Here is a 25,864-nt window from a genome sequence, read left to right on the forward strand (position 1 = left end):
GGGGGAACGGCTTGCCTTCGGCAATTTCCTTGCAGGTGTAATCGAATTCTTCGCGGCAGACGAAATCGATTGCCTCGGTCGCCGTCAGCGAATTGTGCGGATCGACCATCACCTTCGCGCCCACCATGCCCACGAGCAGCGACGGCTTGCGCTTTTTCAGGTCTTCGGCAAAGAGCGCATCGGTCGGGAACGACGGCGTGCTCGTGTGGATGATGACGAGGTCATAGTCCATCGCGATCTTCAGCGTCTCTTCGACGCCGATGCCGTCGGCGGGTGCGTCGAGCACGCGGCTTTCGGGCACGAGCGCTGCGGGCTGCGCAAGCCAGGTCGGATACCAGAACGAGCGGATCTCGCGCTTCGCCTGATAGCGCGAACCCGCGCCACCGTCAAAGCCGTCATAGGACGGGGCCTGCAAAAACAGCGTTTTCATGAGATGGGTGCTCCGGCTAACCTTGAATATTGGGGGCTACAAATGCATTCTGCGCGCGCCGGCAAGGGCCGGTGCTGCGCGCGATACGTGTCCTGGGTTCGCGCTATCGGGCTAGCGCGGTTTCAACGATCATTTCAACGACCATCCGTGATCTTGATAGCGGCGCGTCGCGGCGCAGCGCCCGGCGCGGGCTTGATCGGGCGCTCGGGCCGAGACTCGACGACCGGCTGGCCGTCGGGATTGGCCACCGGTACGCGCACGCCGCGCCAGATCACATGCGAGCCGAACACCGCCGCAAGCCACTGCAGCAGCAGCAGGACGTCGCGCAGCGGCACCAGCGGCAGTTCGCGCAGGAATGCGCCCAGGCCCGCGCTGCTACGCGCATGCAACGCCAATCGGGCGATGATACCGCCAGCCGTGCTCGTGCCGAATGCCGCCAGCACCGCGCGCGTCGACGCGCAGACCGGCACGCCGCCGCTGCCCGCGAGCAGCAGCGCGTAGGCAATCGCGCCGGTCACGAGCCACGGCGTCGTGAAAGTAATAAAGAGCGACGCAAAACCCGCCGGATTCACCGAGCGGATCGTGCGCAGCCAGCGCGTCTCGCGCAGCCACAGCGTGCGGAACGTCGGCTCGATCACATCGGTGGCCACCAGCACGGGCGCGAGCACCGTGGCGAGGCCATGATCGCGTGCGAAACGCGCCAGCAGGTAGTCGTCGGCGAGTCCGTCCTTGAGCGCCGCAAACCCGCCGATGCGCTCCAGCGTGGCGCGCGAAAGCGCCAGCGTCGCGCCAAAGCCAAATGCGCGCGAACCCGTCGAGTGCGCCACGCGCACCGAGGGCGCGAACCATTCGTTGATAAAGAGCGCGCCCACGCGCGGCCAGAAGCCGCCGATGCTGCGCGCACTGTAGAGACACGTCACCACGCCCACGGCCGGATCGGCAAGCGGCGCCGTGACGATCTCCAGATAGTCGGCCTCCACGGCGATGTCGCTATCGGCGACGATCAGCACGTCATGGCGCGCATGGGCGGCCATGTTGATGAGATTGCTCACCTTGAGGTTGCTGCCGTGCACACGCGCGTCGACGACCAGTTCGATGTCGTGGCCCGGATACGCGGCCTGCAGGCGCTGCACGACGTCGATGGCGGGATCGTTCGGCGACGACACGCCAAAGATCAGTTGATAGCGCGGGTGATCCTGCTCGCAGAAGGTTGCAAGGTTTTCGTAGAGGCGCGGCTCCGCGCCGCACAGCGGCTTGAGCACGCTGACCGGCATCGACGCGCGCGTGCGCGCCAGCCGCGCGGCTTCGCGCACCTGCGCGGCAGAGCCGAAACGCGGCATCGTGAGCGCGGCGCTGATGGCGTAGAACGTAGCCGCGCCGCACAGCGCCGCCAGCAGCCACCAGCCGAACGGCCACAGGGAATAGAGCGAGGTCGTCATACCGGCGCGCCTCGCTCGCGGCGCGATGCGGCGGCGCAAAACGCGCACGGGATCGCAGGATGTCCTGCAATCTCATTGCCGATATGCAGCGGATCGAGCGGCCTATTAGCCGGATCGCGCATTTCGCCTCGGACCATTTGTCCAGCCCAGAATTTCATAAAAAACAGACGGGTATCGTATCTGCGCCGCATATATGCGGCTAGCAACGCCTCATATGAGGACACTCGGCTTTGATGCAGCGCAAATCAAATTGACAATTTGATTAAGGGAATTGTGAAGATTTAACAGAAGCACGCTGCTCCCGCCCTGATTCGGCGCAAAAAATTGTAGCAGCAAGACCCGTTGGCCGCTTCTCTACTCCGCGCAAAAATGCTTCTCAGATTTGGAATGCAAGAAATGATTTCATGCTAACCACAGCGGGCTTCCAGTATTTCTAGAGTTGAAAAAAATCAGTAAGCATAACGCAATCTATTCTTAATAATTTTGAATTAAACATGAAGAATGATCAATTAAACAAGAATAATTACGATTCAGTTCAGATAATCCATTCTGGCTAAATCCAATCTCCATCTCGCCTCCATGAAACGGAAACCACGCCGGGCGTATGGGTTCCGGATGGCCGTCAGCACGATCGGAAGTGCTTTGGCACAATGGCCGCCAGCTTGCGTCTGCCTTGCAGCGGTTCTCAGGACTTCGATTCCCCGCGAACCTGCGCGCAGCGCCCCACTATGACCGAAGCACAACGGAACACCCCATGACCTCCCGCCTGCCCCTCTTTTCCGTTCTCGATCTGGCGCCCGTGCCGGCCGGCTCCAACCCTGGCGCCGCATTGCGCAACACGCTCGACCTGGCCCAGCACGCCGAGCGCTGGGGCTACCACCGCTACTGGCTCGCCGAGCATCACAACATGACGGGCATCGCCAGCGCCGCCACCTCGGTCGTGATCGGCTACGTGGCGGGCGGCACGAAGACCATTCGCGTGGGTTCGGGCGGCATCATGCTGCCGAACCACGCGCCGCTCCTGATCGCCGAGCAGTTCGGCACGCTTGAGGCGCTCTATCCGGGCCGCATCGATCTGGGCCTCGGCCGTGCGCCCGGCACCGACCAGACCACGGCGCGCGCGATGCGCCGCGACCTGCACGCCAGCGCCGAAGCGTTCCCCGACGACGTCGCCGAACTCCAGCGGCTGTTCGCCGCACCGGTCGAAGGCCAGCGCGTGCGCGCGGTGCCCGGCGCGGGCCTGAACGTGCCCATCTATATCCTCGGTTCGAGCCTGTTCGGCGCACAACTGGCTGCGGCGATGGGCCTGCCCTTCGCGTTCGCCTCGCACTTCGCCCCCGATCAACTGCTCGCGGCGCTGCGCATCTACCGCTCGCAGTTCCGGCCGTCCGCCACGCTCGCGAAGCCGCACGCGATGGTCGGCGTGAATGTGTTCGCCGCCGAAACCAATGAAGAGGCGCGCTTTCTGTTCACCTCGCTGCAACAGCAGTTCGTCAACCTGCGGCGCGGCACGCCGGGCCAGTTGCCGCCGCCGGTCGAGCAGATCGCGGCCAACGAGTTCGAGATCGCGGGCGTGGCGCATTCGCTCGCGTGCTCGGTAGTCGGCGACCGCGAAGCCGTGCGCGTGGGCCTTGAGTCCGTGATCGAACAGACCGACGCCGACGAGCTGATCGTCACCGCAATGATCCACGACCACGCGAAGCGTTTGCGATCGTTCGAGATCGCCGCAGAGGTGCGCGACGAAATGGCGGCCTCGCGCTGAGTGCGCTGAGAACGACTGCAGTCACGTCCTCGCAGCCATAAAAAAAGCGGGCGCATCCTGAACCGGATGCGCCCGCTTTGCGTTCTGGCTTACACCCGACGCGTCACTTTGCTGGCTGCGGCAGCGCGGCAAGCCCCTTGAGCAGGGCCGCGTGAAATGCTTCGGGATCCTGCATCTGTGGCGCATGTCCCGCATCGGCAAACTCCACCAGCGTCGCGTGCGGGATCGCCTTCGCGGCCGCGCGCCCAAGCTCCGGATAATGGCCGAGCTTCGCGCGCACTTCCGGCGACGCCGCATCCTTGCCGATCGCGGTGGTGTCCTTCTGGCCGATCAGCAGCAGCGTCGGCATGCTCAACTGGCCGAACTCGTAGACCACGGGCTGCGTGTAGATCATGTCGTAAAGCAGCGCCGAATCCCATGCGACCTGGGCCTTGCCCGGCCCGCGATACATGCCCGCGAGCATCTGCACCCACGGCTCGTAGCGCGCGCTCCAGGTGCCTGCGTAATAGGTCGATTGTTCATAGCGGCGGATGCCGTCGGCGCTCGTCTTCAGCTCGCGCGCATACCAGTCGTCCACCGACAGCGAAGGCACGCCCTTCGCCTTCCAGTCCTCCAGACCGATGGGGTTCACCAGCACCAGTTGCTCGGTCTCGCGCGGATACATCAGGCCGTAGCGCACCGCGAGCATGCCGCCCGTCGAATGGCCGATGAGCGTCGCGTGCGTGATGCCAAGCGACGCGAGCAGCGCGTGTGTGTTGCGCGCGAGTTGCTGGAAGGTGAACTGATAGGCGGCGGGCTTGCTCGATTTACAGAAGCCGATCTGGTCGGGCGCGATCACGCGATAGCCCGCGGCGGCCAGACGCGTAATGGTCTCGTCCCAGGTCGCGCCACAGAAGTTCTTGCCGTGCAGCAGCACCGCCGTGCGGCCATTCGGGTTTTGCGGCTGCACGTCCATATAGGCCATATGCAGCGTCTGGCCTTGCGAGACGAAGCTGAAGTCGTGCACCGGATGCGGGTAGTCGTAGCCCTGAAGTTCAGGGCCGTAGGCCGGGCCATCGGGGGTCGAGGTTGCGGCAGGTGTCGGGGCGGACGGCGCGCCCGCGCAGGCCACGAGACTCAATGCGGCGGCGCAACAGGCGGCGAAGGCGGAAAGCTTGCGGATCGGTGGCATGGGCAATGTCGAAGTTCCAGGGCATGGCCGCGCGACAGGCAAATCGGCAGGTCGGGGGGCGGACGGGCTGCGCGCGGGCCGCCAGCGATTCTAGCGGGCATCCGCGCAGTGCGTTGGCGACGGCCTCCCCCCTCCAGCCGCTAGCCGCAAACCCCATGTGTGGCTTACCAGGCAAGCGCTTTGCTCACTCATCCTGTCGCGCCTTGCAATGCCGATTCGCGCAACGCCGGTTTCGGTGCTAGAACATTCAAAGCGCGGTCATAAAAATGACGTGTCGAGCCAACGACGCGGCGGCACTTTGGGACACCGGGGGCACAGCACAACAAGGAGACGTCCATGGAAACTCCGGCAAGCCTCAACGATCTGCAACGCACCACGCTCGCCATCGTGCTCGCGGGCGGTCGCGGCACGCGTCTGGGCCCGCTGACCAACAAGCGTGTAAAACCTGCGGTGCACTTCGGCGGCAAGTACCGCATCATCGATTTCGCGCTCTCCAACTGCCTGAATTCCGGCATACGGCGCATCGCCGTGGTCACGCAGTACAAGGCGCACTCGCTGTTGCGCCATCTCCAGCGCGGCTGGGGTTTCCTGCGCGGCGAGTTCAACGAGTTCCTCGACCTGTGGCCCGCGCAGCAGCGCGTCGAAGGGGCGCACTGGTATCGCGGCACGGCCGACGCCGTCTACCAGAACATCGACATCATCCGGTCGATTTCGCCGAAGTACGTTGTGGTGCTCGCCGGCGATCACATCTACAAGATGGACTACACGCGCATGGTCGCCGACCACGCGGCAAGCGGCGCGGACTGCACCGTCGGCTGCATCGAAGTCCCGCGCATGGAAGCGCGCGCCTTCGGCGTCATGGCCGTCGACGAATCGCGCCGCGTGACCGGCTTCGTCGAAAAGCCCGACGATCCGCCCGCGATGCCCGGTCGCCCCGACATCGCGCTCGCCAGCATGGGCATCTATGTGTTCGATACCGCCTACCTGATTCATCTGCTCGAAGACAACATCGCGCGCAGCGGCACCGATCACGACTTCGGCAAGGACATCATTCCGCGCGTGGTGAGCGACGGGCACGCCATCGCCCATCCGTTCAGCATGTCGTGCGTCTCGTCGGATGCCAGCGCCGAGCCGTACTGGCGCGACGTGGGCACCATCGACGCCTACTGGTCGGCGAACCTCGATCTCGCCTCGACGATTCCGGCGCTCGACCTCTACGACCGCCACTGGCCGATCTGGACCTATATGGAACAGCTGCCGCCCGCCAAGTTCGTGCGCGACCTCAACGGCCTCCAGGGCTCGGGGACGAACCTGATCGTGTGCGGCGGCAGCGTGATCTCGGGCTCGCAGATTTCTTACTCGGTGCTCTCGACGAATGTGGTCGTGAAGTCGTTCTGCAACATTGCCGAGGCAGTCTTGCTACCGCAGGTCACCGTCGGCGCGAGCTGCCGGCTGCGCGAGGTCGTGGTCGACCGCGGCTGCGTGATCCCGGACGGACTCGTGATCGGCGAAGACCCGGTGCGCGACGGCGAGCGCTTTTACCGCACCGAAAACGGCATCGTGCTGGTGACGCGCGAGGCGCTGGCCAACCTTGGCGGGCCGGGCGGCTGAACGCGCTCGCCGCGCCAGCCGCAGCGCCCCTGCCAAGCCAGCCATGCCTGCCGAACCCGCGGCCGCCGCACCCAGCGCGGCCCACGACGAACGAGAGCGAACCCAGAGGACTCCAGCCCGATGACGATACGCGTCCTGCACGTAGCCAGCGAACTCTATCCCCTCCTCAAGACCGGCGGCCTCGCCGATGTCACGGCCGCCCTGCCCGCCGCACTGATCGAACTGGGCGCCGACGCGCGCGTGCTGCTGCCGGGCTTCGCGGGCGTGGCGGCGGGCCTCGCCGACCTGCGTCCCATTGCACGGCTCGAACGCAGCTTCGGTGTGAACGAGGCCACGCTCGAACTGGGCCGCTTGCCGGGCAACGACCTGCCGGTCTACATGATCCGCGCCGATGCGTTCTATGCGCGCCCCGGCAGCCCCTACCTGGACGAAGAGCACGTGCCCTACGGCGACAATGCCCAGCGCTTCGCGCTGCTTGGCTGGGCGGCGGCGCAACTCGCGCAGCATCTCGATCCCGCGTGGGCGCCGCACATCGTGCACGCGCACGACTGGCACGCGGGTCTCGCGCTCGCGTATCTGCGCGCGGCGACGCGCGAGCGCGGCCGCGCCGTGGCACGCGGCGTCTTCACGATCCACAACCTCGCCTATCAAGGCATCTTCCCCGCGCAGCAATTCGGCGAACTGGGCCTGCCCGCCGACTTCTTCGACATGCACGGCATCGAGTTCTACGGCCAGCTTTCGTTTCTGAAAGCCGGGCTGTACTACGCCGACAAGATCACCACCGTCAGCCCGACTTACGCACGCGAAATCCAGACCGTGGCCCAGGGCGGCGGTCTCGAAGCGCTGCTCAAGGGCCGCGCGCACGATCTCGTCGGCATCCTCAATGGCGTGGATTACAACGTGTGGAGTCCCGCGAACGATGAGGCCATCGCCGCGCGTTACTCGGTCACGCGCATGAGCGGCAAGCTGCGCTGCAAGGCGGCGCTGCAACAGCGCTTCAATCTCACGCAGAAACACGACGCGCCGGTCTTCGGCGTGGTGAGCCGCCTGACCGAACAAAAGGGCCTCGATTTGCTGCTCGCGGCGCTGCCCGAGATCGTCGCGCGCGGCGGGCAGCTTGTCGTGCTCGGCACCGGCGATGCGAGTCTCGAAGCCGGCTTTGCGCGGGCAGCGCGCCAGCATCCCGATGCGGTCGCCGTCGAACTGGGCTTTGACGAGACGCTCGCGCACGAGATCGTCGCCGGTTCGGACGTCATCATGGTGCCGTCGCGCTTCGAACCGTGCGGCCTCACGCAGCTTTACGCGCTTGCCTATGGCGCGCTGCCGCTCGTGCATCGCGTGGGCGGTCTTGCCGATACGGTCACGGACGCTTCGCTCGAAAATCTCGCCGACGGCACCGCCACGGGCCTCGTGTTCGAGCGCTTCGAGCCCGACGCGCTCACGGCCGCGATCCGCCGCGCCTTCGCGCTCTATGCGCGCAGCCGCGACTGGCGCGAGACGCGCGCGCGCGGCATGCGCGAGGACTTCGGCTGGGCCGCGTCCGCCCAGCGCTACCTGGCGCTGTATCGCGAACTCGTCTGAGCCCCACGCCTCGCGCGTCACGCCGACGCTCTGCATCGCTCGATACGCAACACCTCCCGCACGCGCCCATCGACCGGGCGCGGCGAATTCGGTTATCGTTGCTGCACTGCGGTTGCGGCATTGCGCGCAACGCCGTGCCTGGCGCATTTGGCGCCATGCGCCGTAGCGCGCCATTGCCTCTACCGCCTTTCCTCAGCGAACCCGCATCGACCCCAGGCAGACCGAAGCGAAACGACCATGACGACCATCAGAAACGTATTGAGCATCCAGTCGCACGTCGTGTTCGGCCATGCGGGTAACAGCGCCGCCGTGTTTCCGATGCGCCGTCTTGGCGTGAACGTGTGGCCGCTCAATACCGTGCAGTTCTCGAATCACACACAGTACGGCCACTGGAGCGGCAGCGCGATCGACGCCGAACAGATGGTCGAGCTCGTCGAAGGCATTGGCGCGATCGGCGTGCTGCCGCGCTGCGACGCGGTGCTGTCCGGCTATCTGGGCGCGCCCGAACAGGCGCAGGCCGTGATCGACATCGTGCGCGCCGTGAAGGCCGCGAACCCGCAGGCGCGTTACTTTTGCGACCCGGTGATGGGCACGCTCAACGCGGCGGGCGGCATTGCTGGCAGCGGCTGCCGCGTCGAGCCCGGCATCCAGGAGTTTCTCGTCACGCAGATGCCCGAAGTCGCCGACGCGATGATGCCCAATCACAGCGAGTTGCAACGCCTCGTCGGCCGCGAGCTGGAGACCGCCGAAGAAGCCGTCGATGCGTGCCGTGAGCTGCTCGCGCGCGGCCCGAAGCTGATCCTGGTGAAGCATCTGCTCGACCGCAACAGCCCCGCCGACACCTTCAACATGCTGGTCGTGAGCGAGCGCGAAGCCTGGCTCGCACAGCGCCCCCTCTACCCGTTCGCGCGCCAGCCGGTGGGCGTGGGCGACATCACGAGCGCGATTTTCGTGGCGCGCCTGATGCTCGGCGACACGCTGCGGCGCGCGTTCGAACACACCCTCGCGGCGGTCAACGCGGTCGTGAAGACGACCTATGACGCGGGCCGTTACGAGCTGGAGATCATCGCGGCGCAAGACCAGATCGCGCGCCCGCGCGAGTGGTTCGACGCCTGGAGCGTCGACCTGATCTGAGCTTGACTGCGGTGGGCGGCCAGGGCCGCAAAGCCGGCAATCCCGGCCGCCTTGCGCGGCGCATCCTATAATGCGATCCGCATGTGCGCGCGGCGCGCGGATTTTCGTGCCGCAGCGCGCACCGTTTTTTGAAGCGTTAGTAAAGATCAGTAAAGAGATTGACCGATGTCCGACTCCATCCGTAGCGAACAGGAAGAACAATTCGAGCAGCTGTGCCTTGCCGTCGACGGCGGCGAAACGCACGAGCAGGAAGCGATCGAATTCTTCGAAGAGCACAGCCACGACGCCGATTTCGACGCCGCCCAATGGCTCGACATCGCGCTCTACCACTCGCCCGACGTCGCGCGCGGCGTGATCGATTTCGTCGATGCCGAAGACCGCGAGCGCAGCGACATCGCCCAGACGATCGCCGACAACCTCGACATCGCCTACGCCGACGACGATTGCGCACGCTTCGAGGCGATCATCCGTTTCGCGCTGGCCAACGGCGTGCCGGTCGACCTGGACGTCGTGCTCGACGGCTGCAATCGCGCGCTGGACGACCTCGAAGGCTGGGCCACCGAAGGCGCCATGGCGCCGCTCGTGCAGTTGCGCGAAACGCTGATGGCGCTGCAATCGGGCTATTAAGGGGCCTGCTGAGCGGCCTGCCAGGCCGCCCACCGACGCGCTGCTGAAGGGCCACTGAGGTCAGCAAAACCCTGCGCAGGCTGGCGTCACATCAGCCTGTTATATTGCGATAACGCCTGCCGCGCGCATCGGTTCACGCCACGAGCGCGGGCCCATCACCGCACCACCGCCTTGCCAGCACGGCACGCGCGCCCGCCTCCACGGCCCCGCGCGACCGGAATAAACAAGAACACCGCCGCGCCCGCACAGCGCCAGGAGTCACGATGAGACCGCGCCACACGTCACGCATCGATTCGCGCGCGCCGTCGCGCACACGACGCGCGCTCACGCTTTTGCGGCACAGCGACCGTCCCTGCGAAGCCACACGCCCGACCCAGCCCCAACGCCGCGCGGCGCTGTTCGCGCTCGGCGCAGGCGTGCTTGCCGCTGCGCTCGGCATGGCGCCGGGCGCAACGGTACGCGCAGCCGGGGCGCTGACCGTGCGAATCGGCTTCGTCGCGCCGCTTTCGGGCGAGTACGCGAGCTATGGCCACGACCTGCAAAACGGCGTGCAGCTCGCGCTCGACGACGCCAACGCGCAAGGCATCAGAATCGGCGAGCAGACCGCGCATTTCGAGCTCATCGCCATCGACGACCGCGCCGATCCGCGTCTGGGCGTGCAGGCCGCCGCCAAACTCGCGAACCAGAACGTGGCCGCGGTGATCGGCCACTTCAATTCGGGCACGGCGATTCCGGCCTCGCGCATCTACGAAAGCGCCGGTATCCCGATGATCGACCCTGCCGCGACCAATCCCGTCATCACCTCGCAGGGCTTCGCCAACACCTTCACGGTGATCGCCAACGACGCGCAGAATGCGGGCATTGCAGGCGCGTGGGCCGTGGAAGTCGTGAAAGCGCGGCGCATCGCCATCGTCGACGACCGAACCGCGTTCGGCCAGGGCGAAGCCGATGTGTTCGAGCGCACCGTCAAGGAGCACGGCGGCAACGTGGTCGCGCGCGACTTCGCGCCCACCGAGGCGGGCGACTTCGGCCCGCAGCTCGCACGCATCAAGGCCGCCGACGCCGACCTGCTCTACTTCGGCGGGCTCGCGCGCCAGGCCGCCACGCTCGTCAAGCAGATGAAGGCGCGCAGCATGAACACGCAGTTCGTGGGCGGCGGCGGCGTGGCGCTGCCCGATTTCGTGCAGCTCGCGGGCCCCGCGGGAGAAGGCGCGCTCGCGTGGGAATATGGCCGCCCGCTCGCGCAGTTGCCCGACGGGCCGCGCTTCGCACAGAAGTTCAAGAGCCGCTTCGGCGCGGACGTGCTGGCTTATGCGCCGTTCAGCTATGACGCGACGTGGGCCGCGATCCACGCCATGACGGCGGCGAAGTCGGCCAATCCCGATGTGTTTCGCGCGACGCTGAAGACGCTTTCCTTCGACGGCGTGACGGGGCGTATCGCGTTCGACGACACCGGCGCGCTCAAGAACGGCGCGTCCACGCTCTATCAGGTCAAGCAAGGCGCCTGGGTGCCGGTGACGACGCGCGGCGGCTGAGCCTGAATCGTGCCTGGGTCGCGCCTGGGTCGCGCCTGGCGCGTCCTCACTGCGCCGATGCTGCCGGTCGCATCCTGGCGCGCACGACAATCTGCGCGTGCGCGTCGCGCTGCATGCGCAGCAGCGCATCGCGCATCTGCGCGAAATCCTCGGGCGTGCACATCTGCCGTCCAAAATGCGCCGATAGCCTGCGCGTCACCTCCACCGTGCGCGACGCCCGATCGAATGCATAGTGCGCGCTGTAGTCAAGCGGCGCGGCGCTCGCCGCCGTGTCGCGCGGCAGGTCGGTGACGCGCGCGAATTCGGGCAGCGCGATGCGCGCATGCTCCTCGAAATCTCCGCTGATACACGCCCACGGCTGCGTGCGCTTTTGCACCGCGAGCCAGTTGTCGAGCTGCGAGGCAATGCCGCCCGACAGGCTGCTCAACGCCGGCAGCGCCGTGGTGCCGTCGGGCCAGACGAGGTGGTCGAGCGTGCCTTCGGTGGTAGTCGCGAACGGGCCGCTCGTCGCGTCGAGTACGCTCGTCGTCAAACGCGCCGTGCCTGCCAGTCCGGTCTGCCGCAAACGCTGCGCGGCGATCAGCTGCGCGCCCTGATGCGTCGCGCGGCGAAAGGTGTTGCGCTCCGTTTCGGCGAGCGCGCCCGCCTCCTCCACGCGATATCGATACGACGCATTGCCGTCCTCGCCCGCCTCGACGTCGAGTTGCGCCGAGCGCGTGCGCGGCTGGGTCGCGGGCGTGCGCACGAGCACGCCTTCGTCCACCAGCAGCGCCGGGCGATCCATCACGCCCGCGGGCAGGAAGCCGAACGCCACGCCGCCCGACGAGGTATCGGCGAACAGGCCCAGGTCGGGCAGCCACGCGATGATGTGATTGATCGCCTCCTCGCCGTAACCGGGCGCCGAGGGCAGCGAATAGACGGGGCCGAGGTTCAGCAACGCGCCCTCGGCGCGAATCCCCACGGCGGCGAGCAGCGCAGTGAACAGCGCGACGTGATCCTTGCAGTCGCCATAGCGGTCGCGCAGGATATCGACCGCCCGATGCGGCGCAGCGGCGGTCGTGCCGAGAAAAAGCGCCACGTAGCGGATATTCAGGCGCATCCAGTCGTAGATGCGCGCGGCCTGGTCGCGTGGGTCGCTCACGCCTGCCGTCAGCGAGCGCGCGAAAGCGGCGATGGCGGGATCGGTCGCGGTGGGATCGGCGGCGGCTTCGCGATAGCGCGCGGCGAAGCTCGCATAGTCGGGCACGGTCGTCACCATCAGGCGCGCGCCCCAGTTCACACGCGCCACCGCGCCCGCTTCGAGCGGCGGCAACTGCCCCTGGCGAAAATCGAAGGTGTAGCGCGTGCGGCCGTTTTCGGTGACGGGCGGCTGCGCCTCGTAGCCGCGCGCATCGGCGTAAAGCGGCAGGTCGGCGGGCAGGTCGAAGATCAGGCGCTGGAACTCGACAGGCTCGCCGGGCGGCTCGACGAAATACGAAAACGTGCCCGCCTGCAGCGCGTGCGCGCGCCGCTTGTCGAACACGAGGCGCACGCGCGCGCCCGGCTGCACGCCCGGAAAGATCACGGTGCGCAGCACGCCGTCCTGGAAGGTCGGCGCGCCCGCCGAACGCGGCTCCTGCACGTCGCGGATACCGGCGGCGCCCACCTCGTGCGTGCTGCCGTCCGGGTCGATGGTCTGCGCGCTGAGCGCCGTGATTGATTCGATATCCTTATTGAACCAGACGTAGCGCTGCGCCACCGCATCGACACCGGCTGTCGTATTGGCGCGCATCGTCGAATCGTCGTGTTCCTCGCCCGAGCCGTCTTTCTGGATCACGAACAGGTGGACGTCGCGCTCCAGCGTGGCGGGCGGGACGTCGTCGTCGATGGGCGCCTGGGCGTGGGCGCTGCTCGCAAGCGCGAACAGCAACGCCCACGCAAACGGGACGGACTGGCGGACGACAGCGGATATCGGGCGGAGCACCTGAACCTCGTTCGGTCTTTGGTCTTCGGTTGACAGGGAAGCGCCTCCCGTTTTAGCACATTGCCGTGCTTCCCCGCCTGATGCTTCTGCCGATGTTTCAGCTCGCCAGCGCCGCGCCGGTTTCCAGCGCGCGCAGCAACGATGCGGCAATCCCCTGTGCGGCCAGCCGCACCTCGTCGAGCGACGCAAACGAAGGCGCGATCCGCAGATGGCTGTCGTGCGGATCGACGCCATATGGGAACGCCGCGCCCGCAGGCGTGAGCACGAGCCCCGCCTCGCCCGCCAGTTCGACCGTGCGCCGCGCGTAGCCCGGCGGCGCGTACAGGCTGATGAAATAGCCGCCTTGCGGTACGTTCCAGCGCACGCCGGGCACCTTCGCCAGCCGCTCGCGGAACACTGCGTCGACGGCGGCGAACTTCGGCGCGAGCAGCGCGCGGTGGCGAGCCATGAGCGCGTCGAGCGTCGCGCGATCGCGCAGGTAGCGCACATGGCGCAACTGGTTGAGCTTGTCCGGGCCGAGTGTGCGCACCGACGTGCAGCGCTGCCACCAGGCCACGTTGCGCGGCGACGCGGCGAGCCATGCCAGCGCCCCGCCCGCAATCGTGACCTTCGACAGCGAGGCGAACATCAGCACGCGGTCAGCATGTCCCGCCGCCGCACTGGCCTCGATCACGTCGAGCGTCGCGCGCGGCGTGTCGGTCAGGTGGTGGAAGCGATAGGCGTCGTCCCAGAACAGGCGGAAATCCGGCGCGGCGGCGTGCATGGCAGCGAGCCGGCGCACGACGTCATCGGCGTAAATCGCGCCGCTCGGGTTGCTGTAGAGCGGCATGCACCACATGCCCTTGATCGACGCGTCGTCGCGCACGAGCGCTTCGACGATCTCCATGTCGGGGCCGTCGTCGCGCATCGGCACCGCAATCATGCGCACGCCCAGCGCCTCGCAGATCGCGAAATGGCGGTCGTAGCCCGGCGTCGGGCAGATGAACGCGATGTCGCCCTGCGCGCGCCACGGCGCACCGCGCTCGCCGGGATTGCCGGGATTGCCGGGATTGCCGTGTTCGCCAGCGGGCACGCCATGCAGCAGCGCGAACGCGAGCGCATCGTGCATCAGTTCGAGACTCGAATTGCCCGCCGCGACCACCTGCGCCGCCGCTACGCCGAGCAGCTCTCCTCCCAGTTCGCGCGCCTCGGGCAGGCCCGACGGCAAACCGTAGTTGCGGCAATCGAAGCCATCGCGCGACCGATATCCCACCTGCCCCACGTCGTCGATCAAGGCCCGCGAGAGGTCAAGCTGTTCGGGCGCGGGCTTGCCGCGCGACAGATCCAGTCGCATCTGCAACTGCCGGAATCGTTCGTAGTTCAAAACATCGCTCACATCATCGTTCACAGCATCAGGCAGGCTCATCGACATCGCGTTTCCCGGTTTGGGTGGTCAGTGGAATGGTCGGATCCGATGCAGACCAGCATACGGACGTCGCCATCTTCAGACAAACGCGTTATATTGAACTTTTCGATCAGATTTTCTGATAGCAATAGATAGCAAGATGAATTCGGGCCTGATTTCATGAAGACCCTCGATCTCGATGTCCTCGCGATGGTGGTGGCGGTCGCCGACGCCGGCAGCTTCGTGCGCGGCGCGGCGCTCGTGCACCGCTCGCAGGCGGCCGTGTCCATGCAGGTTCGCGCGCTGGAAGAAGCGATCGGCAAGCCGCTCTTTATCCGCGCGCCGCGCAACGTCACGCCCACGCCCGACGGCCATACGCTGATCGGCTATGCGCGGCGCATGCTGGCGCTGCGCGACGAGGCCTGGGCGTCGCTCGCGCATCCGGAGGTGAAGGGGCGCGTCTCGATCGGCATGCCCGACGACTACGCGTCGTCGCTGCTGCCGCCGGTGTTGCGCAAGTTCTCGGCGAACTGGCCGAAGGTGGAGATCCAGGTGGTGGGCCTGCCCAGCAGCGCGCTCGCGCCGCTCGTGCGGGAGAACAAGATCGACCTGGCCTGCGTGACCAGCACGACGGGCTCAAGCGGCCTGGCAGGCGAATTCATCCGGTTCGAGCCGATGGTGTGGGCCGCACCGCCCGCCAGCGTGAGCGCGGCGATTGGCCGGGAAATCTGGCGCGAACGGCCCTTGCCGATCGCCCTCTTCAGCGCGGGCAGCGTCGCGCGCGAGAACGCCATCGAAGCGCTCGAACGCGAGCACATCACCTATCGCACCTCGTACGAAAGCCCCAGCCTGATGGGCCTGTGCAGCATGGTGGCCGCGGGTCTCGCCATCGCGCCGCTCGCGCGCTGCGCCGTGCCGGAGAATTTCATGACGCTCGGCCGCCAGCATGGCCTGCCCGAGTTGCCGGAACTCGAAGTCGTGCTCGCACGCAGCGCACGCTCGAACCGCCCGCCGTGCGACTTTCTCGCCGAGCAGATTCTCGCGGAACTGCGCGTCTAGGCGTGCGGCGAAGCTTCAGGGTTCTTCGTCGCCGGTGCGCGTGAGCAACGCGTAAAGACTCGAAATGTGGCGCAACAGCAACTCGCGGTGCTTTTCGATCTGCTCCAGGCGCCCTTCCAGATCGGCGCGCACATGCTCGTCGGATTCGGCCTGGGCGATGACGTCTTCGATGCGCGCGCGCAACGCGCCGGGCTCCACGGGCAGCATGCTCAGATGGCGTTCGAGCTTGCGCACGTCCTGCGCGGCGAGATCGCGGATCTTGCGCGTGCCCGCCGGGCGCTTCGCTGCGCCTGCCGGGGCGCCGCCGGTCTCCATGCGGTGCCCGGTGCGCTGACCGAAAATCGGCTCCGCACGCAACACCGGCGCCTTGCGCACCGGATGCGCGGTGCCGCGAAAACGCGCGTGCGGCGCTTCTTCGGCGATCGCCTCGCGCGCTTGCTGGGGCACGTCGCCCGCCTCGTGGCGCTCGTCCATCCAGCCTTCGGGCAGGCCTGTGACGGCCTCCACGCCACGCACGAACTCCGCGCTGAAATCGCGCCGCCCGGACACGATCAGCTTCATATAGCTCTCGGAAAACGTCATCATCCGTGCGAGCCGCGTGACCGCGCCCACTTCGCGGGTGAGCAACGCGAGGTTCGCGCGCCACACGGGCATGAGCGTTGCGCCGGAATCTTCCATCGCCCAACACCTCCTTTCAGGCCTATACCGCCTGGCCAATTCCTCAAGGTTAGCTGCATCGCAAGGCATGACGCAACCCGCATGCCGCACATCGCGACTGAAAGGAAAATGAGGGCAATGCGTCCTGAAGCGCTAAAAAGCGGGGTCAAAACGATGTGGACGGAATTTTCGCAACGCCAATAGTTCGGACTGCGTTGCAAATATTCGTGAGAGGAAAGTAACGGGCGCGGGCTGGCTGGGGCTAGAAATGCCCAGTGAAGCGATAGCGGCTGCCCGGATGCCAAAGGTTCGCCACCGACGCCACCGCCTGGCGCGACCACGTACGCCGATGCAGGACGAGACACGGCTCGGCCGGTTTCATCGACAGGCGCGTGCGGGTGTCGCCTTCGGGCGCGAGGGCTTCGATGCGGTACTCCACGCGCTGCAAAGGCGCGACCCGCACGAGGTACTGGTTCGGCGTGGTCTGCGTGAAGTCCTGTTGCGTGTATTCCGGTGCGAGCGCGGGATTGACCCAGCGTTCTTCCAGTTGCACGGGTTCGTTGTTCTCGAAATGCAGCACGCGCGAACGAAACAGCGTCTCCCCCGCGCGCAGGTTCATCTCGTCCGCGAGCGCGTCGTCGGCGTCGATGGCGCCGATGTCGAGCACCGCGGCGCGATAGGCGTGGCCGCGCGCGAGGATTTCGTCGGAGATGCTGCGAATCGCCACCAGCGTCGATTCGTACTTGGGGCGCGCGACAAACGTCCCCGCGCCCTGCACGCGCGTGAGCACCTGCTCGGCGGTGAGCTCGCGCAACGCGCGGTTCACGGTCATGCGTGCGACCTTGAATTCGCGCGCGAGCTCGTTTTCCGACGGCACCTGGTCGCCCTCACTCCACTCGCCCGCATGAATGCGCGCGAGGATGAAGTCCTTGATGCCCTGGTATGCGGGTGCGTTCATCGTCAGTTCGAGGCAGGCATCGTGCGATACCCGCCTCGTTCGGCTGCTTACCGTTGCTTATTGCGCTTCCGAGGCGAACGAGAACGGGCTATGCGATGCAATCGCGCCGTTCTGCACGAGGCGCGTGAGCGCAGCGATATCGGGGGCGAAATAGCGGTCGAGATCGTAATGCGGCACTTCGCTGCGCACGGCCTGCATCACGCGATGCAGCGCCGGGCTGGTCTCGTGCGGCGCGCGCAGGTCGACGCCCTGGGCCGCGGCCAGCAGCTCGATCGACAGGATGTTGGCCGTGTTCTCGGCGATATCGGCGAGCTTGCGCGCGGCGAACGTCGCCATCGACACGTGGTCTTCCTGGTTCGCCGACGTCGGCAGCGAATCGACCGAAGCCGGATGCGCGAGCGTCTTGTTTTCCGAGGCGAGCGCCGCCGCCGTCACGTGCGCGATCATGAAGCCCGAGTTCACGCCGCCGTCCTTGACGAGGAAAGGCGGCAGGCCCGAGAGCGTCGCGTCGATCAGCAGCGCGATGCGGCGCTCGGCCAGTGCGCCGATTTCGGCAGCGGCCAGCGCGAGATTGTCCGCCGCGAATGCCACGGGTTCGGCGTGGAAATTGCCGCCCGAGAGCACTTCGTGCGTTTCCGGGAAGATCAGCGGATTGTCCGAGACCGCGTTGGCTTCGATCAGCAGCACGTCGGCTGCGTGGCGCATCTGGTCGAGGCACGCGCCCATCACTTGCGGCTGGCAGCGCAGCGAGTACGGATCCTGCACCTTGCCGCAATCGCGGTGCGAGAGGTTGATCGCCGAGCCTTCGAGCAGCGTGCGGTACGCCGCCGCCGCTTCGATCTGGCCGCGATGGCCGCGCAGTTCGTGAATGCGCGCATCGAACGGCTTCACCGAGCCCGCCGCCGCGTCCACGCTGAGCGCACCCGCAACCAGCGCCGTGCGGTACAGGTCTTCGATCGCGAAGAGGTTGTAGAGCGCGAGCGCCGCTGACGCCTGGGTGCCGTTGAGCAGCGCGAGACCTTCCTTGGCTTGCAGCGTGAGCGGCTTGAGGCCCGCAGCGGCCAGACCCGCTTCGGCGCTGGCGCGCTCGCCGCGAATGAACACTTCGCCGATGCCGAGCAGCACCGCCGACATGTGCGCGAGCGGCGAGAGATCGCCCGAAGCGCCCACCGAACCCTTCACGGGAATCAGCGGCAGTACGTCGGCGTTGAAAAGCGTGATGAGCGCGTCCATCACTTCGCGGCGAATGCCCGAGTGGCCGCGGCCAAGACTCGACAGCTTGAGCGCCATGAGCAGGCGCACGACCGGGCGCGACATCGGCTCGCCCACGCCCACCGCGTGCGAGAGCACCAGGTTGCGTTGCAGCAGCTCAAGCTGCTCGGTCGGGATGTGCGTGCTCGCCAGCCGGCCAAAGCCCGTGTTGATGCCATAGGCGGGCTCGCCCTTGGCCGTGATCTCGGCGACGGCGCGCGCGCACGCGTCGATCGCGGCAAAGCTCGCGGGGTCGAGTTCGAGTTTGACGGGGTGGTTGTCCGTTGCGCGTGCGATTTGGCGCAGTTGCGGCAGGGTCAGATGGCCGGGCGTGAGGAGCATGATCGAATCCTGTCTATACAAGTGACGGGCAGTGTAGCCTGCCAAACCTGTATAGACAACCTCCCCACCCCTGCCTTTCGCCCTGGGACTATCCACTAGTCGGGCGCGGCGCCAGCGCCTGCCTACAGTTCCAGCCGCCCGACGATAAACGCCAGGAAGCACTGCACGCGCGCGGCCAGCGCCGCGCTGCGGTAATAGACGGCGTGGATCGGCTGGCGCTCGACGAGCAGCGCGTCGTCGAGCACGGTGACGAGGCGCCCCGCCGCGCGGTCGGCGGCGGTCATGAAATCCGACAGGCAGGCGATGCCGGCATCGCCCAGCGCGAGCTGGCGTATCGTCTCGCCGCTCGACGCCGCGAGCGCGGGCTGGATCGCGAGACCCTCGTTGGCCTCGTCGCCGAACAGCGCGCCCTGCGTGTCGCCTTCGGCAGGTTCGGGCTGCAGCCGCAACGGCCAGCGGTTCAGTTGCGCAGGCGCGGTAAAGCCGATCAGCCGGTGCGCGCGCAACGCGTCGAGCGTGCGCGGCGTGCCGTTCGCCTTGAGGTACGCGGGACTGGCCACCACGCGGCGGCGGCTCACGCCCAGCGAGCGCGCATGCAGCGTCGAATCCTGCAGCGCGCCAATGCGGATCGCGATATCGACGCGCTGCTCCAGCAAATCGACGATGCGCTCGTTGCTCGTGAGTTCGAGCTGGATATCCGGATAACGCGCGGAAAACGCCGTCATGTGCGGCACGATGCAATGGAGCATGAAGGGCGTCGCCGCATCGACTCGCAGGCGTCCCGACGGCTGTTCGCGATGGCGCGTCACGGCTTCTTCGGCGTCTTCCATCGCCGCGAGAATCGCGCGGGCGCGTTCGAGAAACAACTCGCCCTCTTCAGTCAGTTGCAGACGGCGCGTGGTGCGCAGAATCAGCGCGACCCCGAGTTGTTTTTCGAGGCGGGTGAGTGCGCGGCTCACGCCGGAGACGGTCTGTTCGAGTTTTTCGGCGGCGGCGGTGATCGACCCCGCGTCGATCACCGTGACGAATACGAGCAATTCGTCGGTGGAGGTTTTCATTATTGATCCGCAGTCAAGATTCATTTGAGACTAACACGGTTTTTGCAAAGCGCGAATGCCGCGATACTGCCTCTCATCGGTAGTACATACCCAATCACCGACCGGCCCGACCGGTCTTACGGGAGAAACCCATGAAAGTATTCGTGACAGGCGCAGGCGGCTTTATCGGCGGCACGATTGCCGCGCATCTCGTGCGCGCGGGCCATGATGTGCGCGGCCTCGTGCGCCGCGCCGCGCAGTTCGCCGATCTCGAAGCGCTGGGCATTGCGCCCGTCGAAGGCACGCTCGACGACCGCGAGCTGCTGATGCGCGAAGCGCGCGCCGCCGACGCCGTCATCAACGCGGCCAGCAGCGACCATCGCGGTGCGGTCGAAGCGCTGCTCGACGCGCTCGAAGGCTCGGGCAAGACGCTGCTGCATACGAGCGGTTCGAGCATCGTCGGCGACGCTTCGGGCGGCGAAGCCACCGACAAGATCTACTACGAGGACGCCCTGCCCGCGCCGACGCCCGACAAGGCCGCACGCGTGGCCATCGACGATCTCGTGCTGGCCGGCGCGCAACGCGGCATCAAGAGCGCGGTGCTCTGCAACACGCTGATTTACGGCGTGGGCGCGGTGCCGGGCGCGGCGAGCGTGCAGTTGCCGCGCCTGATCCGCCAGGCGCAAAAGAGCGGCGTGATGCGTCACGTCGGGCGTGGCCTGAACATCTGGTCGAACGTCCATGTCGACGACGTGGCCGAGCTGTATCGCCTCGCGCTGGAAAAGACGCCTGCCGGCACGTTCTATTTCGTCGAAAGCGGCGAAGCGGACTTCCGCACCATGACCGCTGCGCTCGCGCAGAAGATGGGCCTGGGGGCACCGCAGGACTGGCCGCTCGAACAGGCCATCGAGGAATGGGGCTACGAGATGGCGTCGTATGGCCTCGGCTCGAACAGCCGCGTGCGCGGCGAGCGCTCGCGCACGCTGCTTGGCTGGACGCCCGCACGCACGTCGGTGACCGACTGGATCCGCGACGAAATGCCGGTGGCGTAAGCGCCGGATTTGCGCCTGGTTCAAAAACCACCGCAAAAATAGGTGGCCTGCAACACAGTGTTGTTGCTTATCCGTAAGGTCGATCCGATAAAATCGCGCCGGTTTGCACTATCTGCCGGCGCGATTTCTTGCCCGGCCTCCGGATACGCCGATGCTTCTCGCGTTGAACTTCGACTGGCTGACCAACCTGCTCGCCATCCTGTTCGTGGTCGCGTGCCTCTATGACGCGCGCTACGACGAATATGGCACGCTGACGCTCGCCGCCGCCGCGATGGGACTGATCGTGATGGCGATTGAAGTCCTGCTGCGTCCTGCTTTCGAAATGTCGCTTTAGGACGCGAAGCCGCGCGGTTTCGTTGTGCTTACAATCGCTTTTCGGCGGCTTTCGTCTGGCTGCTGTCCTGTTTTCCCTATGAAGGTTTCTGCTCGTGCGCGCAACACGCGTGCTGCTGCGGGCTGTCTTCGTAGCGGTCGTGATGGCGCATCCACTCGCGCATATCGTTCTGTTCGTTGCGCCCTTTTGGCGTGAATTCGAGCATCGCATAGGTGCCCAGCGCCATCTCCACGCCGCGCGCGTAGGCCGAATACGTGTGATAGACGTTCCCATCGTCATCGCGATAGAACGCGCTGATGCCGGGCAATTCGTCGCTCATGTATTCCTGCTCGGCGTAGTTGTAGACGGCTTTGCCGCGCGCCTTGTCGGCCTCGCTGAACGACACGCGATAGTCGAAATTGAAATCGCTGCCGAACGACGACACCCACGGGAAATGCCAGCCCATGCGTTTTTTGAAGGCCTCGATTTTCGCGAGCGGCGCGCGCGAGACGGCCACATAGGTCACGTCGTGATGCTCCAGGTGCGTGAGCATCCCGTCGATGTGATCGGAGAGAAACGAGCATCCCGGACAGCCCTCCTCCCATTCCGGGCCCAGCATGAAGTGATACGTGAGCAACTGGCTGCGCGGCCCGAATAGCTGCGCAAGCGTGCGCTCGCCTTGCGGCGTCTCGAAGGTATAGCGCTTTTCCACCCTCACCCACGGCAACGCCATGCGCCTCGCCACCAGCGCGTCGCGCGCATGCGTGAATGCGCGCTCCTCGGCGAGCAGCGCCTCGCGCGCCGCCATCCATTCGGCCTCCGAAACAATCTTGTGCGCTTCCATCGTCTCTTCCTCCTTGCAGGTTTGCATCGCGGACTGCAGCCACTGCAGTCGATCAGCTACGCGCGCTCACTCGAACAGCTCCACCAGGTGATCGAGCGCGCTCGACCAGCCTTCGCGGTGCGAATCGCGCGCCGCCTCGTCGAAAAAGCGTTCGTGGCGCAGCACCAGTTCGGTGGTGCCGCCATCGGCGCGCGGCGTGACGCTCACGCGCGATTCGCGCTCCGGCGTGCTGCGCCATGCCCACGTGAAGACGAGTTTCGATTCGGGCACGACTTCCAGGTACGTGCCGCTCACATCGTGTTCCTCCCCGTCGGGCGAACGCATCAGGACGCGAAAGCGGCCGCCGACGCGCACGTCCGCCTCGGCGTGCAGGCAGATCGTGTCGAGCGGGTGCATCCAGCGCATCAGTTGCGCAGCTTGCGTCCATGCCGCGTAGACCTTCGCGGCGCTCGCGTTGATGCGGCGTCTGAGGATGAGGCTGGGAGAATCGGGGCTTGCAGCAGCGGCTGCGCCGCCAAGGGTTGCGCCGGGAGTGGCGCCGAGGGCTCCGGCGTCGGGCTTGGTTGACATGCGTCCTCCTCCACGAATGCAGCCAGACGATCGAGTGCGGCGCTCCAGAAGCGCTCATAGTGCGCGAGCCACTGCATCGCGTCCTCCATCGGCCCCGCCGCGAGACGGCACGAGACCGTGCGCCCGCTCTTCTCGCGCGTGACGAGGCCCGCCTCGGCGAGCACGTCCAGGTGCTTCATCACCGCGGGCAGCGAAATCGCGAAGGGCTGCGCGAGCGCACTCACCGACACCACGTCCTGCTGCGCCAGGCGCGCGAGCAAGGCGCGCCGCGTAGGATCCGCCAGCGCCGCGAAGGTGCGGTTCAGCACGTCGTCTTCATACTTAACCATGCGGTTAAGCATAGGTCGCGAGCCGCCGAAGTCAAGCTCGCGCGTGGCCGACTAGAATGACGGCTCCTTCTCTCCGTTCTCTCCCTTCCCCAGACACGCGCGCCATGCCGTCCAAAATCCGCAATTCGCTGCTCTGGATCTTCGACGCCCTGGAGCGCGAAGCCAGCTACGTGCGCAAGCCGATGTTCGGCTGCGACGCCGCCTATGTGGACGGCCTGCTCTGCCTGATCGCCGCCGATCGTGCGAAACCCTTCGACGGCCTGCTGGTCGCCACCTCGCGCGAGCAGCATGCTGCGCTCATCGCATCCTTCCCCGCGCTGCGTGCGCATCCCGTGCTCGGCAAATGGCTGTATGTGCCGCAGGACGACCCCGCCTTCGAGGACGTCGCCGGGGAACTCGTCGCGCTCGTGCTCGCGCGCGACCCGCGCATCGGCGTCGAGCCCAAGCCGCGCAAACGCAGCGGCAAAAGCCTCCTGCCGAAGTGAACAAGATCGCGCCTTAAATGCCGCACGGCCCGCGCCGCCAGAAGCGGACGCGGGCCGTGAAGCCGGCAGGACGGGCCGCCAGGCGTTCCGTCTTGCCGATGGCGGGGCCACCGATGTCGATGACGATGTCAACGCATCAGATGGCCCAGCCGCCCAGGTAGAACGTCACGAGCGCCGCGGCGATGATGACGGTGCCGACGTTGAGCTTCTTGATTTCGCCGCTGACGATGCGGCCGATCACGAGCGTCGAGAAACCCAGCATGATGCCGGTGACGATATTGGCGGTCAGCACGATGAACACGGCGCAGACGAGGCCCGCCATCGAATCGACCATATCGGCCATGTCGAGGCGCGCGACGTTCGACAGCATCATCAGGCCGACATACATCAGCGCGGGCGCCGTGGCGTAGGACGGCACGAGACCCGTGAGCGGCGCGAAGAACATCACCGCGAGGAACAGCACGCCCACCAGCGCGGCAGCCAGGCCGGTCTTGGCGCCTGCCGCCACGCCCACCGCCGATTCGATATAGGCCGCAGCCGGCGCGCCGCCGAAGAAGCCCGAGAAAATCGAGCTGACCGAGTCGGCCGTCAGCGCACGGCCGCCGTTGACGATGCGGCCGTTGGCGTCGAGCTGGCCGGCCTGGCCCGCGACGGCGCGAATCGTGCCGGTGGCGTCGAACACGGCGGTCATGACGAGTGCCAGCACGCTCGGCAGCACGGTCAGCGACAGCGCGCCCTTGATGTCCATGGCGCCGATCAGCGAGGCATGGCCCGGCGCCGAGAGCGTCGGCCAGGCGAACACGCCATGAAATTGCACCGCCGGATCGAGTGCGAGACCGAGCGCCGAAATCGCGACAATCACAATCAGGATCGAGCCCGGCACGCGGCGGCGCACGAGACCGAAGATCGCGGCCAGCCCGACCACCGACATGATCACCGGCAGCGACGTGACATGGCCGAGCGACACCGGCAGCCCCGCGCCCGGGTTCTTGACCACGAGACCGACATCGTTGGCTGCAATCAGCAGCAGGAACAGGCCGATGCCGATGCCCGTGCCGTGCGCGATGCCGTGCGGCAGGTTGCGCAGGATCCACGAGCGCACGCCGGTCACGGAGATCGCCGTGAACACGAGGCCCATCAGGAACACAGCGCCAAGCGCGACTTCGGGCTTGAGGCCCTTGCCGAGCACGAGGCCGAAAGCGGTGAACGCGGTCAGCGAGATCGCGCAGCCGATGGCGATGGGCAGGCGCGCCCACAACCCCATGAGCAGCGAGCCGAAGGCCGTGGTCAGGCACACGGCCACGAACACGGCACTGGTGTCGAAGCCCGCCTTGCCGAGCATGCCCGGTACGACGAACACGGAATACACCATCGCAAGAAAGGTGGTGACGCCGGCAATGCACTCCTGGCGCACGGAACTGCCGCGCTGGACGATGCCGAAATAACGATCGAGGACGCCGCTTGCTTCGGCGAGAGTTTCATCGACTTCGCTGTCGCGAAGGGCCGGATCGGCAAGGCTTGCAACTTCCGACAACGGCTGTGCGTGGGGTTCCATCATGGCGCGTGCCTCCTTTATCAGCATGCTGAAACGGTCCGCATCTCGTTGGGGATCCGTCATCAGGTTCGTCTCGCAGGTTTGACTTGTGGGTGTCGACGCACAGCCAGGTGCGCTCTTTGGCGCATGTCTATTTTTTGACAACTTTTGACAGGATCGAAGGTTAGGCCAAGGCGTCATATGCTCCCATCGCGGGAATCGCATTGAGGTCATGCCGCGACGCTTATATCGCCGTATGCAAGGCGCAGCGGGGTTCCGGGCTTCGCGTATACCCCGGTGCCCTGCGCAGGGCTTCGGCACCGGGCGCACGTCTTGCGCTGGCCGTTTCAAATTCAAAATCGGCGCGAATCCGGTGAATGGGAAATAAACCAGGCGCATTGAAAGCCGTACTGGATTTTTGGCGAGACGCGCAAATGCGGTTTTTGTCAGCAGATTAACGGCCGTTTAAGGCGAATGCCCGCCCCATGCGGGTTAAACTCTCACGACCCGGTTTTTACCCGCCGCGCGCCCTGCGCCGGCCGCTCCTGGAGTTTCTGTAGATGAGAGGCGGTTTCGCACGTCCTGCTGTATCCCTTACGCCTGTCCTGACCTTACTTGCCGTGCTGGCGCTGTCGGGCTGTTCGCTGTTCCGCTCGCCGCCGCCCCCCGAGCCGGAGCCGCCCATCGCCGCCAGCGAGCCCGAAATGCCCGCGAGCGAGCCCGAAGCCGCTTCCGCGCCCGAAGCCGCAAGCGACACCGAAGCCAGCACCCGACCCGCACCGCGCAAGCCGCGCCC

General features: G+C 66.4%; 22 protein-coding genes and 2 pseudogenes. 11 read left to right on the forward strand and 13 right to left on the reverse strand.

Going from position 1 to position 25,864, the window contains the following annotated elements; genetic code table 11:
* Both BBA01S_RS44755 and hpnI read right to left on the reverse strand, forming a co-directional pair.
* Window positions 1–430: pseudogene (locus BBA01S_RS44755) on the reverse strand (hopanoid biosynthesis associated radical SAM protein HpnJ); the annotation flags it as partial.
* A 134-nt stretch (window positions 431–564) separates the two neighbouring features.
* Entirely contained in the window at window positions 565–1,869 is a 1,305-nt protein-coding gene (hpnI, locus tag BBA01S_RS44760) for a bacteriohopanetetrol glucosamine biosynthesis glycosyltransferase HpnI (RefSeq protein ID WP_084162806.1), read from the reverse strand.
* Window positions 1,870–2,623: 754 nt separating this feature from the next.
* Here hpnI and BBA01S_RS38285 point away from each other — a divergent pair.
* Complete coding sequence (locus BBA01S_RS38285) at window positions 2,624–3,631, forward strand: LLM class flavin-dependent oxidoreductase (RefSeq protein WP_027821014.1); 1,008 nt, start codon at window positions 2,624–2,626, stop codon at window positions 3,629–3,631.
* 103 nt (window positions 3,632–3,734) lie between these two features.
* On the opposite strand, the gene BBA01S_RS44765 is transcribed toward BBA01S_RS38285, so the two are convergent.
* Window positions 3,735–4,802 carry an alpha/beta fold hydrolase gene (locus BBA01S_RS44765; protein ID WP_042298589.1) on the reverse strand — a complete coding sequence of 356 codons (1,068 nt, stop codon included), beginning with the start codon at window positions 4,800–4,802 and terminating at the stop codon, window positions 3,735–3,737.
* Window positions 4,803–5,138: 336 nt separating this feature from the next.
* Here BBA01S_RS44765 and glgC point away from each other — a divergent pair, with 336 nt between their 5' ends.
* The 5 genes from glgC to BBA01S_RS38315 all read left to right on the forward strand — a co-directional run bounded on the left by glgC (window position 5,139) and on the right by BBA01S_RS38315 (window position 11,290).
* Window positions 5,139–6,413: a glucose-1-phosphate adenylyltransferase gene (gene glgC, locus BBA01S_RS38295; protein WP_027821015.1), complete on the forward strand. Its 1,275-nt coding sequence runs from the start codon at window positions 5,139–5,141 to the stop codon at window positions 6,411–6,413.
* A 120-nt stretch (window positions 6,414–6,533) separates the two neighbouring features.
* Window positions 6,534–7,994 (forward strand): glycogen synthase GlgA, encoded by a 1,461-nt coding sequence (gene glgA, locus BBA01S_RS38300; RefSeq protein WP_027821016.1) that lies wholly within the window; start codon window positions 6,534–6,536, stop codon window positions 7,992–7,994.
* Between the two features lie 237 nt (window positions 7,995–8,231).
* Entirely contained in the window at window positions 8,232–9,128 is an 897-nt protein-coding gene (pdxY, locus tag BBA01S_RS38305; RefSeq protein WP_042298590.1) for a pyridoxal kinase PdxY, read from the forward strand.
* 165 nt (window positions 9,129–9,293) lie between these two features.
* Entirely contained in the window at window positions 9,294–9,755 is a 462-nt protein-coding gene (locus BBA01S_RS38310; protein WP_027821018.1) for a hypothetical protein, read from the forward strand.
* Between the two features lie 437 nt (window positions 9,756–10,192).
* Entirely contained in the window at window positions 10,193–11,290 is a 1,098-nt protein-coding gene (locus BBA01S_RS38315) for a branched-chain amino acid ABC transporter substrate-binding protein (RefSeq protein WP_042298594.1), read from the forward strand.
* 46 nt (window positions 11,291–11,336) lie between these two features.
* On the opposite strand, the gene BBA01S_RS44770 is transcribed toward BBA01S_RS38315, so the two are convergent.
* Together BBA01S_RS44770 and BBA01S_RS38325 are read right to left on the reverse strand one after the other, a co-directional pair.
* Window positions 11,337–13,253 (reverse strand): DUF3857 domain-containing protein, encoded by a 1,917-nt coding sequence (locus BBA01S_RS44770; protein WP_052392080.1) that lies wholly within the window; start codon window positions 13,251–13,253, stop codon window positions 11,337–11,339.
* 97 nt (window positions 13,254–13,350) lie between these two features.
* On the reverse strand, window positions 13,351–14,658 hold the full coding sequence (locus tag BBA01S_RS38325; RefSeq protein ID WP_042298591.1) for an aminotransferase class I/II-fold pyridoxal phosphate-dependent enzyme: 1,308 nt from the start codon (window positions 14,656–14,658) through the stop codon (window positions 13,351–13,353).
* A gap of 159 nt (window positions 14,659–14,817) precedes the next feature.
* Here BBA01S_RS38325 and BBA01S_RS38335 point away from each other — a divergent pair, with 159 nt between their 5' ends.
* Window positions 14,818–15,696 (forward strand): LysR substrate-binding domain-containing protein, encoded by an 879-nt coding sequence (locus BBA01S_RS38335; protein WP_027821021.1) that lies wholly within the window; start codon window positions 14,818–14,820, stop codon window positions 15,694–15,696.
* A gap of 15 nt (window positions 15,697–15,711) precedes the next feature.
* On the opposite strand, the gene BBA01S_RS38340 is transcribed toward BBA01S_RS38335, so the two are convergent.
* The 4 genes from BBA01S_RS38340 to BBA01S_RS38355 all read right to left on the reverse strand — a co-directional run bounded on the left by BBA01S_RS38340 (window position 15,712) and on the right by BBA01S_RS38355 (window position 19,962).
* Window positions 15,712–16,374 (reverse strand): hypothetical protein, encoded by a 663-nt coding sequence (locus BBA01S_RS38340; RefSeq protein WP_027821022.1) that lies wholly within the window; start codon window positions 16,372–16,374, stop codon window positions 15,712–15,714.
* A 241-nt stretch (window positions 16,375–16,615) separates the two neighbouring features.
* A complete protein-coding gene (hutC, locus tag BBA01S_RS38345) occupies window positions 16,616–17,311 on the reverse strand; it encodes a histidine utilization repressor (protein WP_027821023.1) in 696 nt (231 codons plus the stop codon).
* A 57-nt stretch (window positions 17,312–17,368) separates the two neighbouring features.
* On the reverse strand, window positions 17,369–18,907 hold the full coding sequence (gene hutH, locus BBA01S_RS38350; RefSeq protein WP_027821024.1) for a histidine ammonia-lyase: 1,539 nt from the start codon (window positions 18,905–18,907) through the stop codon (window positions 17,369–17,371).
* Between the two features lie 119 nt (window positions 18,908–19,026).
* The gene (locus BBA01S_RS38355; RefSeq protein ID WP_027821025.1) at window positions 19,027–19,962 is read right to left on the reverse strand and encodes a LysR substrate-binding domain-containing protein; all 936 of its coding nucleotides are present in this window, start codon (window positions 19,960–19,962) and stop codon (window positions 19,027–19,029) included.
* Between the two features lie 131 nt (window positions 19,963–20,093).
* Between BBA01S_RS38355 and BBA01S_RS38360 the strand changes: the two genes are divergently transcribed.
* Both BBA01S_RS38360 and BBA01S_RS38365 read left to right on the forward strand, forming a co-directional pair.
* Window positions 20,094–20,993 carry an NAD-dependent epimerase/dehydratase family protein gene (locus BBA01S_RS38360; protein WP_027821026.1) on the forward strand — a complete coding sequence of 300 codons (900 nt, stop codon included), beginning with the start codon at window positions 20,094–20,096 and terminating at the stop codon, window positions 20,991–20,993.
* Window positions 20,994–21,144: 151 nt separating this feature from the next.
* The gene (locus BBA01S_RS38365) at window positions 21,145–21,327 is read left to right on the forward strand and encodes a hypothetical protein (protein WP_027821027.1); all 183 of its coding nucleotides are present in this window, start codon (window positions 21,145–21,147) and stop codon (window positions 21,325–21,327) included.
* A 76-nt stretch (window positions 21,328–21,403) separates the two neighbouring features.
* Here the strand turns inward: BBA01S_RS38365 and BBA01S_RS38370 are convergent, their stop codons facing one another.
* The 3 genes from BBA01S_RS38370 to BBA01S_RS44775 form a co-directional block, all read right to left on the reverse strand.
* A complete protein-coding gene (locus BBA01S_RS38370) occupies window positions 21,404–22,150 on the reverse strand; it encodes a DUF899 domain-containing protein (protein WP_027821028.1) in 747 nt (248 codons plus the stop codon).
* Window positions 22,151–22,216: 66 nt separating this feature from the next.
* A complete protein-coding gene (locus BBA01S_RS38375) occupies window positions 22,217–22,555 on the reverse strand; it encodes an SRPBCC family protein (RefSeq protein WP_218004282.1) in 339 nt (112 codons plus the stop codon).
* Window positions 22,555–23,049 carry an ArsR/SmtB family transcription factor gene (locus BBA01S_RS44775; RefSeq protein ID WP_042298596.1) on the reverse strand — a complete coding sequence of 165 codons (495 nt, stop codon included), beginning with the start codon at window positions 23,047–23,049 and terminating at the stop codon, window positions 22,555–22,557. The genes BBA01S_RS38375 and BBA01S_RS44775 overlap by 1 nt, the downstream gene beginning before the upstream one ends.
* A 104-nt stretch (window positions 23,050–23,153) precedes the next feature.
* On the opposite strand from BBA01S_RS44775, the gene BBA01S_RS38385 reads away from it, so the two are divergent.
* Complete coding sequence (locus BBA01S_RS38385; protein ID WP_027821030.1) at window positions 23,154–23,534, forward strand: hypothetical protein; 381 nt, start codon at window positions 23,154–23,156, stop codon at window positions 23,532–23,534.
* 136 nt (window positions 23,535–23,670) lie between these two features.
* On the opposite strand, the gene BBA01S_RS38390 is transcribed toward BBA01S_RS38385, so the two are convergent.
* The gene (locus BBA01S_RS38390; RefSeq protein ID WP_027821031.1) at window positions 23,671–25,092 is read right to left on the reverse strand and encodes an NCS2 family permease; all 1,422 of its coding nucleotides are present in this window, start codon (window positions 25,090–25,092) and stop codon (window positions 23,671–23,673) included.
* Window positions 25,093–25,628: 536 nt separating this feature from the next.
* Here BBA01S_RS38390 and BBA01S_RS47435 point away from each other — a divergent pair.
* A pseudogene (locus BBA01S_RS47435) lies at window positions 25,629–25,864 on the forward strand (PRC-barrel domain containing protein); the annotation flags it as partial.

The organism is Paraburkholderia bannensis NBRC 103871 (assembly GCF_000685015.1).
Classification (GTDB): domain Bacteria; phylum Pseudomonadota; class Gammaproteobacteria; order Burkholderiales; family Burkholderiaceae; genus Paraburkholderia; species Paraburkholderia bannensis.

Excerpts from the sequence above, each read along its gene's own strand:
- BBA01S_RS38375 (WP_218004282.1), bottom strand. The coding sequence starts at position 22,555 with ATGCGCTGGATGCACCCGCTCGACACGATCTGCCTGCACGCCGAGGCG.
- BBA01S_RS44775 (WP_042298596.1), bottom strand. The coding sequence starts at position 23,049 with ATGGTTAAGTATGAAGACGACGTGCTGAACCGCACCTTCGCGGCGCTG.
- BBA01S_RS38370 (WP_027821028.1), bottom strand. The coding sequence starts at position 22,150 with ATGGAAGCGCACAAGATTGTTTCGGAGGCCGAATGGATGGCGGCGCGC.
- BBA01S_RS38325 (WP_042298591.1), bottom strand. The coding sequence starts at position 14,658 with ATGAGCCTGCCTGATGCTGTGAACGATGATGTGAGCGATGTTTTGAAC.
- BBA01S_RS38390 (WP_027821031.1), bottom strand. The coding sequence starts at position 25,092 with ATGATGGAACCCCACGCACAGCCGTTGTCGGAAGTTGCAAGCCTTGCC.
- BBA01S_RS44765 (WP_042298589.1), bottom strand. The coding sequence starts at position 4,802 with ATGCCACCGATCCGCAAGCTTTCCGCCTTCGCCGCCTGTTGCGCCGCC.
- BBA01S_RS38285 (WP_027821014.1), top strand. The coding sequence starts at position 2,624 with ATGACCTCCCGCCTGCCCCTCTTTTCCGTTCTCGATCTGGCGCCCGTG.
- BBA01S_RS38310 (WP_027821018.1), top strand. The coding sequence starts at position 9,294 with ATGTCCGACTCCATCCGTAGCGAACAGGAAGAACAATTCGAGCAGCTG.
- BBA01S_RS38365 (WP_027821027.1), top strand. The coding sequence starts at position 21,145 with ATGCTTCTCGCGTTGAACTTCGACTGGCTGACCAACCTGCTCGCCATC.
- BBA01S_RS38385 (WP_027821030.1), top strand. The coding sequence starts at position 23,154 with ATGCCGTCCAAAATCCGCAATTCGCTGCTCTGGATCTTCGACGCCCTG.
- BBA01S_RS38335 (WP_027821021.1), top strand. The coding sequence starts at position 14,818 with ATGAAGACCCTCGATCTCGATGTCCTCGCGATGGTGGTGGCGGTCGCC.
- BBA01S_RS38360 (WP_027821026.1), top strand. The coding sequence starts at position 20,094 with ATGAAAGTATTCGTGACAGGCGCAGGCGGCTTTATCGGCGGCACGATT.
- glgC (WP_027821015.1), top strand. The coding sequence starts at position 5,139 with ATGGAAACTCCGGCAAGCCTCAACGATCTGCAACGCACCACGCTCGCC.
- BBA01S_RS38315 (WP_042298594.1), top strand. The coding sequence starts at position 10,193 with ATGGCGCCGGGCGCAACGGTACGCGCAGCCGGGGCGCTGACCGTGCGA.
- glgA (WP_027821016.1), top strand. The coding sequence starts at position 6,534 with ATGACGATACGCGTCCTGCACGTAGCCAGCGAACTCTATCCCCTCCTC.
- BBA01S_RS38340 (WP_027821022.1), bottom strand. The coding sequence starts at position 16,374 with ATGGAAGATTCCGGCGCAACGCTCATGCCCGTGTGGCGCGCGAACCTC.
- hutC (WP_027821023.1), bottom strand. The coding sequence starts at position 17,311 with ATGAACGCACCCGCATACCAGGGCATCAAGGACTTCATCCTCGCGCGC.
- hpnI (WP_084162806.1), bottom strand. The coding sequence starts at position 1,869 with ATGACGACCTCGCTCTATTCCCTGTGGCCGTTCGGCTGGTGGCTGCTG.
- pdxY (WP_042298590.1), top strand. The coding sequence starts at position 8,232 with ATGACGACCATCAGAAACGTATTGAGCATCCAGTCGCACGTCGTGTTC.
- BBA01S_RS38355 (WP_027821025.1), bottom strand. The coding sequence starts at position 19,962 with ATGAAAACCTCCACCGACGAATTGCTCGTATTCGTCACGGTGATCGAC.